This is a genomic window from Flavobacterium sp. (assembly GCF_020217025.1).
GTDB lineage: Bacteria > Bacteroidota > Bacteroidia > Flavobacteriales > Flavobacteriaceae > Flavobacterium.
Window position 1 is genome coordinate 1 of sequence record NZ_JAIWOF010000007.1, and the last position, 10,000, is coordinate 10,000.

General features: G+C 34.4%; 7 protein-coding genes. All 7 read right to left on the bottom strand.

Annotation, left to right across the window (positions count from 1 at the left end):
• Nucleotides 1–881 (bottom strand): isoaspartyl peptidase/L-asparaginase (locus LDL23_RS00270; protein WP_291263911.1); only part of this gene is annotated, 881 nt, incomplete at its 3' end.
• Nucleotides 881–3,145 (bottom strand): family 20 glycosylhydrolase, encoded by a 2,265-nt coding sequence (locus LDL23_RS00275; RefSeq protein ID WP_291263912.1) that lies wholly within the window; start codon nt 3,143–3,145, stop codon nt 881–883. The genes LDL23_RS00275 and LDL23_RS00270, both read right to left, overlap by 1 nt.
• Nucleotides 3,146–3,226: 81 nt before the next feature.
• Entirely contained in the window at nt 3,227–5,812 is a 2,586-nt protein-coding gene (locus LDL23_RS00280; protein ID WP_291263913.1) for a sodium-translocating pyrophosphatase, read from the bottom strand.
• Between the two features lie 112 nt (nt 5,813–5,924).
• Nucleotides 5,925–6,455 carry an inorganic diphosphatase gene (locus LDL23_RS00285; RefSeq protein ID WP_194094304.1) on the bottom strand — a complete coding sequence of 177 codons (531 nt, stop codon included), beginning with the start codon at nt 6,453–6,455 and terminating at the stop codon, nt 5,925–5,927.
• A 92-nt stretch (nt 6,456–6,547) separates the two neighbouring features.
• Entirely contained in the window at nt 6,548–7,150 is a 603-nt protein-coding gene (locus tag LDL23_RS00290) for a DNA-3-methyladenine glycosylase 2 family protein (RefSeq protein WP_291263914.1), read from the bottom strand.
• 2 nt (nt 7,151–7,152) lie between these two features.
• The gene (locus LDL23_RS00295; protein WP_291263915.1) at nt 7,153–9,636 is read right to left on the bottom strand and encodes a DUF5686 and carboxypeptidase-like regulatory domain-containing protein; all 2,484 of its coding nucleotides are present in this window, start codon (nt 9,634–9,636) and stop codon (nt 7,153–7,155) included.
• Between the two features lie 60 nt (nt 9,637–9,696).
• The coding region (locus LDL23_RS00300; RefSeq protein WP_291263916.1) for a transketolase C-terminal domain-containing protein at nt 9,697–10,000 on the bottom strand (304 nt) is incomplete at its 5' end.

The following is a 10,000-nucleotide window of genomic DNA, read 5'->3' on the forward strand; positions in this document are numbered from 1 at the left end:
AAGCCAACTTGGATATCTTTTAGATTTTTTCCTCGATTTTGAGTTAGTTTTACAATTCGCATTACGGCTTCTTCACAGGCTTTTTGTGGTGATTTACCTTGACGCATTAATTCCACTACCAAATGACAACCTGTAATTCGGATTACTTCTTCTCCGTGGCCTGTTGCGGTTGCAGCTCCAATTTCGTTATCCACATACAAACCCGCACCAATAATTGGAGAATCACCTACTCTTCCGTGCATTTTGAAAGCCATTCCGCTAGTAGTGCAAGCTCCAGATAAATTTCCTTGTGCATCTAAAGCAATCATTCCGATGGTGTCGTGATTTTCGATGTTGGCTTTTGGTAAATATTCACTGGTTTTCAACCACTCTTTCCATTCTTTTTCGGAAGCTTCTAACAATAAATTTTCTTTTTGAAATCCTTGCGATAAAGCAAATTGTAAAGCGCCATCTCCAACTAACATCACATGAGGCGTTTTTTCCATCACCATTCTTGCTACGGAAATGGGATGTTTGATATGCTCCAAACAAGCTACCGAACCAATATTCGAAAATTCATCCATGATACAAGCGTCTAATGTTACGCGACCATCTCTATCAGGGCGACCGCCGTAACCTACGCTTCTTTCATTTGGATCACCTTCTGGAATTTTTACGCCAGCTTCCACCGCATCTAAAGCGCGACCTTTGTTTTTTAGTACTTCCCAAGCGGCTTCATTGGCTTGCAAACCGAAATTCCATGTAGAAAGTACGATGGGTTTGTTCGTTTTTCCTGAATTGATATCGATTTCAGTTTCCTCAGATTTTCCATTGAAAGCCTGAAACGCTACACCAGCAGTTGCTAATGCGGTTGTCTTTAAAAAATTTCTTCTGTTTGTCATTATTCTACACTTATTTCGTCTACAAATAACCAACTGTTGGAACCTGCGCCCGGATTTCCATCGGCAATGATTCCATTGTTTTCTGCAATGACTTTTATAAATTGAACATTTTGCATATCGAAATTAACTACAATTTTCCCTTTCTTTTCTTTGATTTCTTTAGAGGTAACAATTGTAATTGGAATATAATTTTCTCCATCTTTTGAAACTAAAATTCCGATACTTTTTGGATAATAAATCCAACTACCTTCTGAAGAAAGGGTGTTGATGCTGATTTTTGAAATCGTTTCTGTTTTTCCTAAATCGATAGTGGCATTCATATCTTTTCCCCAGAAACCTAACCAATCTCTACCGAATTTTGAAGGATTTCCTTTCATTCCGTCTACCAAAGTAAAACTGCCTCCGATTCCATAATTTTCATGCGGTTGATGCACCAATTCAATCTTTTTCCCTGTTGATTTAGTGATGAAAAAAGGTTGTTCGATAGTGGCGCTTTTAACTTTATTATTTTCGAAATAAGCCGCTTTTATGGTTTGGTTTTTAGCTACTAGAATTGGTTTTTCATAAGAAATCGAATTCGCATTCGGTTCCGAACCATCGGTTGTATATTTGATTCCGTTTGGATTTGCTGATTTTAATTCGAAAGCTACTCCATTTTCGGCAGGTTGAACTTTAGAAGTTACTTCAAAAATGGCTTTGCTGTAATTGATTCCTTTTTTATCATAGATTTCAAAATGTGAGATCAATCTTTTTTCGAATTCTTTGTAATCTTTCGGATTGGATGTCCCCCAAACAACCTCAGAAAGTGCTGCTATTCTTGGGAAAAGCATATATTCAACATGTTCTGGCGTGTTGATATATTCCGTCCAAAGATTTGCTTGAGCGCCTAAAATATATTTCGATTCTTCTGCTGAAAGCTCTTTTGGAATAGGATTAAAAGAATACACTTTTTCCACATTGGTGTAACCGCCAAAAGCAATCGGTTCGTTTTTAGGTTCGCCTTGATAATGGTCGAAATAACAATGCGATCCTGGCGACATCACTACAAAATGTTTTTGTTTGGCTGCTGCGATTCCACCCTCGGTACCGCGCCAACTCATTACCGCTGCGTTTGGTGCTAATCCGCCTTCTAAAATTTCGTCCCAACCGATGATTTTTCGACCTTTACTATTGACAAATTTTTCGATTCTTTGAATGAAATAACTTTGTAATTCGTGTTCGTCTTTTAAGTTTTCATCTTTGATTCTCTTTTGGCAATGCGGGCAACTTTTCCAGCGCACTTTTGGAGATTCATCACCACCGATGTGAATGTATTCAGAAGGAAATAAAGCCATTACTTCTGTCAACACATTTTCTAAAAACGTAAAGGTTTCGTCTTTTGGACAAAAAACATCTTCTAAAACGCCCCATGTTTTTCCCACTTCAAAAGGTCCGCCTGTACAAGAAAATTCAGGATAAGAAGCTAATGCAGCTAAAGCATGACCGGGCATTTCGATTTCTGGAATAATAGTGATGTGACGTTCTTTTGCGTATGCTACAATTTCTTTGATTTCTTCTTGCGTATAAAATCCACCATAGCGAATATTGTCGAACGTTTGATCGGTGTAATGTCCAATCATGGAACCGTTTCGCCAAGCACCCACTTCGGTTAATTTAGGATATTTTTTGATTTCGATGCGCCAACCTTGATCATCGGTTAAATGCCAATGAAAGGTGTTCATTTTATACATTGCTAAATAATCGATGTATTTTTTGATGAAATCTTTTGGAAAGAAATGACGAGAAACATCGAGATGCATGCCACGCCATTGGAATTTGGGGTAATCAATAATTGAAACTCCTTGAATTTCATAATTATCTTTCATTTCATTTGGAATGGTTTGCAAAAGAGATTGTACCCCATAGAAAAGGCTTTTTGAGTTTGAAGCAAATACTTCAATAATATCTTTATTAATTACTAAATGATATTCATCTTTATTTACAAACATTAAATCATCATTTGTAACTAAAATCAAAATTTTATTTTTAGAATGATATTCTGAAGTTATTTTTAAATCTAAACCTGTTTGCCTTTTAATGTTTTCTTTCAGAAACTGAGCTTCAAATGATTCTACATTATTAGTTTGAATTACTGTTTTTGAGTTCAAGCTAAATTTAACTATATAATTAGTTATTTTTTTTGGCTTCGGAATTATATTCAGATTTTCTTGCGCTACGCTAATTACGGAAATAAGCAACAACAAAGTCAGTATTTTGTATTTCATTGGAGTTGTGTTTGTTTGGCTAAAATTAAATAAAAAAACCGCACATTGCTGTGCGGTTTTCATTATTTGTGTCGAAAAAGATTATTTTCCTAGTTCTGCAATTTTTGCTTCTACTTCTAAATCGTCTCCTTCAAAAACTTTTTCTTCTTTTACTTCTTTACCATCTACCATTTTAGTTAAAGTAACCGTTGCTTTTACTTTTCCGTTAGCGTCTTTTACTTTTTTAACTTCCATGTTAATAATTTCTTGGTGATCACCGTGGTTACAGTTTGGTCCGTGAACGTGTGCTGCATCTCCGATGTATTTACCGTTTTCATCATATTGTGACATGCATTTGTCCATACATTCTTTTGAACATCCGTTTGCTTCACACATTTTAGCACATTCGTCTTTTGTCATGGTTGCACATTTCGATAAATCGCATTTTCCTTCTGTACAAACCATTTCTTTTTTCTCGCCTGAACAACAAGCTCCTTTTTCAGTTGTAGCACCGTGACCTCCTAAGATTGGAGCGATTACTAAACCAATCAAACATGTTAATTTAATTAAGATGTTCATCGATGGTCCAGAAGTATCTTTGAATGGATCTCCAACAGTATCTCCAGTTACCGCTGCTTTGTGTGCATCAGAACCTTTGTATGTCATCTCTCCGTTGATTTCAACTCCAGCTTCAAATGATTTTTTAGCATTATCCCAAGCACCACCAGCGTTGTTTTGGAACACTGCCCAAAGTACACCTGAAACAGTAACTCCAGCCATATAACCACCTAACATTTCAGCAATTAATTGGTTATTATCTCCGTAAACTAATTTACCTAATAATACGATTGCAATTGGGAAACCGATCGTTAAAATTCCTGGCAACATCATTTCGCGTAAAGCGGCTTTTGTAGAAATTTCAACACATTTTCCGTATTCTGGTTTGCCAGTTCCTTCCATAATTCCTGGAATTTCTTTGAACTGACGACGTACTTCGTACACCATATCCATTGCTGCTTTACCAACAGAATTCATTGCTAATGCAGAGAAAACAACAGGAATCATACCTCCAACGAATAACATTGCTAATACAGGAGCTTTGAAAATATTGATTCCATCAATTCCTGTGAAAGTCACATAAGCAGCAAATAATGCTAGCGAGGTTAAAGCGGCAGAAGCGATTGCGAAACCTTTTCCAGTTGCAGCCGTTGTATTTCCTACTGAATCTAAAATATCTGTTCTTGTACGCACTTCTTTTGGTAATTCACTCATTTCAGCGATTCCACCTGCGTTGTCAGAAATTGGTCCAAATGCGTCGATTGCTAATTGCATTGCTGTTGTAGCCATCATTGCAGAAGCTGCTAAAGCTACTCCATAAAATCCTGCTAAAGCATAAGTTGACCAAATTGCAGCTCCAAATAATAATACAGTTGGGAAAGTTGAAATCATACCTGTAGCTAAACCAGCGATTACGTTTGTTCCAGCTCCAGTTGAAGATTTTTGTACAATTGCTAATACCGGTTTTGTACCTAATCCTGTGTAATATTCTGTTACTGATGAAATTGCTCCACCAACAAATAATCCGATTAAAGTTGCATAGAAAACACGCATTGCTGAAATTTCTTGTGCTCCTTCTCCGAAGAATTCCATTGTCATTACTTCAGGAAGCATGAATTTTACTAAGAAGAAACAAGAAACCGCAGTTAAAACGATAGAAACCCAGTTTCCGATGTTTAATGCTTTTTGTACTTGAGCTTCTTTAGCATCGTCACTTGAAATTTTCACTAACATTGTTCCAATGATAGAGAATAAAATTCCGAAACCTGCGATTGCCATTGGTAATAAAATTGGTCCAATTCCGCCAAAAGCGTCATCGATTTTACCACCCATATCTTTAATTACATAATTTCCTAAAACCATTGCCGCTAAAACAGTTGCAACATACGAACCGAATAAATCGGCACCCATACCCGCTACGTCTCCAACATTATCTCCAACGTTATCTGCAATTGTAGCCGGATTACGTGGATCATCTTCTGGAATACCAGCTTCAACTTTTCCTACTAAGTCAGCACCTACATCGGCAGCTTTGGTGTAAATTCCACCTCCTACACGAGCAAATAATGCGATTGATTCAGCACCTAATGAAAATCCAGCTAATGTTTCTAATACTACTGTCATTCCGTCTGTATCTGTCCAAACGCCATCCATGAACATATGGAAAAATAATATAAAGAATCCTGTTAATCCTAAAACAGCTAAACCAGCAACTCCTAATCCCATTACCGTTCCACCACCAAAAGATACTTTTAATGCTTGTGGTAAACTCGTACGAGCGGCTTGCGTTGTTCTAACGTTTGTTTTTGTGGCGATTTTCATCCCCATATTTCCTGCTAAAGCAGAAAAAATAGCTCCAAAAATGAAAGCTACAACTATTAATAAATGCGTTTTAACTCCTGGTATAAAAGTAATTCCAGCCAAAACAACACTTGCAATAAGAACAAATATCGCTAATAATCGATATTCTGCTTTTAAAAATGCTAAGGCTCCTTCGTAGATGTAATCTGAAATTTCTTTCATTTTACCATCTCCGGCGTCTTGTTTAAGAACCCAAGAGCGTTTGGCTGCCATAAATGCCAATCCTAATAGTGCCATGACTATAGGAACATAAATCATCATTGATTCCATAAAATATAATTTAGTTTTTTTGTTTGTTAATTTTATGGTAATATTAAGAAAATAAAACAAAAAAGGCAATATTTTATTAAAAATACTGCCTTTTATTTATTTCAAAAAGAAATTATTTAATGCTAAATAATCCTTCTGGTTTGTTTTCAAGTTCGTTGAAACGATTGGTACACTTCATCAAAATTTCTTTTGCCTCGTTTACATCTCCCCAACCTTCAACATCTACTTTTTTATTTTCTAAGTCTTTGTACACTTGGAAGAAATGCTCAATTTCTTTGATTAAGTGTGGATTTACATCGCTTAAATCGTTTAGTTTGTTCCAAATTGGATCTGAAACGGGTACGCAAATTACTTTTTCATCTGGACCTTTATCATCTGCCATGTGGAAAACACCGATTGGTTTTACTTCCATCACACAACCCGGAAAAGTTGGTTCGTTTACCAAAACTAAAACATCCAATGGATCCCCATCTAATGCTAACGTTTCTGGAATGAATCCGTAATCTGCTGGATACATCATTGACGAAAATAACATTCTGTCAAAACGCATTCTTTTTAATTCAAAATCGTACTCGTATTTGTTTCTACTTCCTCTTGGAATCTCAATCAATACATCAAATGTAGTAATTTTATCTGCTGTCATTTTTCTTATATTTTAAAGCGGGTGCAAAGTTACCACTATAAAACATTAGAAACAAAAGAGTTTTGCAAAAAAAGTATAGATTTTACAAAGATTTAATATGTGATTTTTCTACCTCTTTTTTCAAGATAATAATGCCACAAAAAATAGGTTGCTACCGAACGATAAGGTTTCCATTTTTGAGCATAACTTTCCATTTCTTTTTTCGTATGAATTTCTAAAAGCTCTTTCATGGTATTTACTACTGCAATATCGCCAAGTGGAATTATATCAAGCGAATTCAGGCAAAACATCAGGTAAATATCAATTGTCCAATTACCGATACCTTTGATTTTAATTAATTCTTCTCGAACAACTTCAGCATCTTTGAAAGCTAAACTTTCCAAATCCAATTCCTTTGATAAAATAGCTTCAGCAAGCGCTTTTATGTATTTTGTTTTTTGCCGACTTACGCCACAAGCACGAAAATCTTCATCTGAAAAAACAACAACTTTTTCAGGTATAAAATCAGGAATAGCTGTTTTTAATTTATTAAAAACAGCTTTAGCCGAATCAACGGAAACTTGTTGTTCTAAAATTAATAGCACTAAGGTTTGAAATCCTTGAGGTCTTTTTGGTTGAATTGGAAAACCGAATTGCTGACTAATTTTTTCAAAAATAGCATCTTGCTTAAGTAAATATGCTATGGCATTTTCCATTTTTAGAAATAGAATCCGAAAGACGCTTTTACCGTAAATTTATTAGCATCTGGAATATCTAAGTAACTTCCTCGCCAAGCAAAATCGATTCGTAATACTTTGAAAATATTACCAATTCCCGCATGGTATTCCCAATAAATATCTTCTGGAGCACGATACACTAAACCTGAAGCGTTGATGAATCTGTTTTCATCTGAAACCGTTCCGTAAACTCCTTTAATTCCAACAATCTCTCTCCAATTCAATTTTCTTAACAACGGAACTCTTGAAAATAATCTTCCATTAAAATGATGTTCAAAATGAAGCGAAGCATATTGATCCGCCACAAAATCGTAGTAATTAAGTAAATTGTATGTGTTATCGATAATAAAATACGATTGATTTCCTGGAATAACTCCCATTAAACCTAAAGGAACTTGACCAAATGTTTTACCCAATTCTAAAGTAGTAAACAATCTTCCAAAACCACCAACTAGAACTGGTTGACGGTAGTAAAATTGTAGTTTTTGATAATCAAAATCGCTATTTAAAACCCCTTTTAACCCTTGACTATAACTTAAGAAAATTCTAGCGTAATTATTGTCTACTTCTAAACGCTCCACACCATAACCAACAGTTCTTCTACCTGGAGTGTATTCTGCAACCAAATTAATTTCTGATTGTTTGATTTCGCTCTTAGTAGTTGTTTGAGTATTATCTGTATAATAATCTAAACTAAATTGATTAGAAGCTGACTTTAAAGTTCGATATGATAAATTGGTTTGAAAAGTTAAATTCTTTACGGGTTCAATTTCAAAACCAAGCGTTGATAAGTTAACCGATGTTAATTTATTATTAGTTCCACTTGAAAAGAAAGACGAAGACGCAAAACTTCTTCCCAAAACGTCATTAGAGGTGGTTAAACTTACCCCTATTTGCTCCACATCTCTACGATTTCCGGCAGAAAGAATAATTCGATTTTTCTTGTCCACCATCCATTTTCCGGAGATTCCATATTTAAATTTATTGTCTTTAAATCCGTATGCGGTGTAGCCTTGAATTCTCCAAGTGTCGTTTGAACCAAAATACGTTCTTCCACCTGCTCTTAAACGTAGTCCTTCAACATCATTGTATCCAAAAGTTGAGAATATTGGACCGTAATCCATTTTTAATTTTGGAATTTCGATATAGCCACTTCCAAGGATAGATGCTAAATTATAAATTCTTTTAAAACGCGGCACTTCTTTTAGCGTATCGAGCATTTTATAGATGCCGGCTTCGTTTTTATTTAAAGCTTCAAATCTATTTTCTTCCCAATACTCATCGGGCTTGTTAAATACGGAGTTGTCGTAGAAATTAACTTCTTCTTTATAAAATTTATCTTCTTTTTTAATATCGAATTTATGATTTCTGGCTAGTGTAGTTCTTTTTCCATAAACTCCTTTTGATTCTTCTTTCTTCGAAAAACTAAAATCAGACATCATATAATCTCTTTTCAATAAGAAAACAGAATCGTTCATTACTTCATACTCTTGCTCAATGTAAATTTCTTTTACCCAGTTGATATTCGCACTTTTACTTGCTTCTAAATTAATTCTCTTAATTGCAAAAGTGGTATCGTTAACCCAAAAATCTCCTTTAAAAGTCAATTCATTTTTACGTCTTGGATAATACACAATATTATAACACCATTTATTATCAATAAACATACTATCGTTTAAAACGTAATTATATACATTAATTCCCGTTCTTGATAATGGACTCACGAAATCTTTATCGAAGAATTTTAAGTAATTATCATAAATATCAAAATCGGCATATAAATCTTTAATAAATGTATTTACACCATCTCCTGAACCAAATCCAGAATTTTTGTTGGCTTTTGTAATCTCTTTATATTTTTTTTCTTTATTATCTCCATAAACCTCACTTAAGGTTTCATTGATAAAAATTGGCAAATAGGTTTTTCCTGAAATGCTTGAAGTATCAATTTGATCAAAAACAAATTCCATTCCTTTAAAAACTTTACTATTCATAAAGGCGGAATCAATGGTATTTAAGTCAAACTCCACTTTTTCGTATTTATCATATTCGTATTGCTTAAACATTTTAAGACCGTTTTTACGTCGACGTTCCCAAATTTTTCGCAATATATCAATCGCTGGATTATTCTTTTTAGAAGTTTTTCCTGTGTAAATAACCACTTCTTTAAGTTCCGTTCCCGACTTTAATTGTATTTTTAATCCCGTATTTAAACCCGGTTTTAAAGAGATTTCTTTTTTATCAAACCCTACATAGGAAACTACTAGAGTTGAATAATTTTCTTTAGATTCGAAATAAAAATTCCCATTTTCATCTGTAATTACTCCTTCTTTCGAGTTTTTAAAAATAACATTTGCAAAAGCTACAGGATCGCCAAACTCATCTGTTACTTTTCCACCAACCTTGGTTTGCCCAATAACTATTGAGCTCAGAAATAAAAAGAATAATACAATTTTTGTCTTCATAGGAAAAAAAAACTTCATCAGAAAGTTACTGATGAAGTTTCAAATATAATAAGTTAATTGTTATTTATACATAACTTTTTTTACTGCCTTAATTACATCTTGCGAATTTGGCAACCATTCTTTTAATAAAGTTGGCGAATAAGGCGCTGGAGCATCAGCTGTAGTAATTCTTTGAATTGGAGCATCTAAGAAATCAAAAGCTCTTTCTTGAACCATATAAGTGATTTCAGAAGCAACTGAAGCAAATGGCCAAGCTTCTTCTAAAACTACTAATCTATTTGTTTTCTTAACCGAATTAATTATCGCATCATAATCCATAGGACGAACTGTTCTTAAATCGATGATTTCACAAGAAATTCCTTCT

Excerpts from the sequence above, each read along its gene's own strand:
- LDL23_RS00275 (WP_291263912.1), bottom strand. The coding sequence starts at position 3,145 with ATGAAATACAAAATACTGACTTTGTTGTTGCTTATTTCCGTAATTAGC.
- LDL23_RS00280 (WP_291263913.1), bottom strand. The coding sequence starts at position 5,812 with ATGGAATCAATGATGATTTATGTTCCTATAGTCATGGCACTATTAGGA.
- LDL23_RS00285 (WP_194094304.1), bottom strand. The coding sequence starts at position 6,455 with ATGACAGCAGATAAAATTACTACATTTGATGTATTGATTGAGATTCCA.
- LDL23_RS00290 (WP_291263914.1), bottom strand. The coding sequence starts at position 7,150 with ATGGAAAATGCCATAGCATATTTACTTAAGCAAGATGCTATTTTTGAA.
- LDL23_RS00295 (WP_291263915.1), bottom strand. The coding sequence starts at position 9,636 with ATGAAGACAAAAATTGTATTATTCTTTTTATTTCTGAGCTCAATAGTT.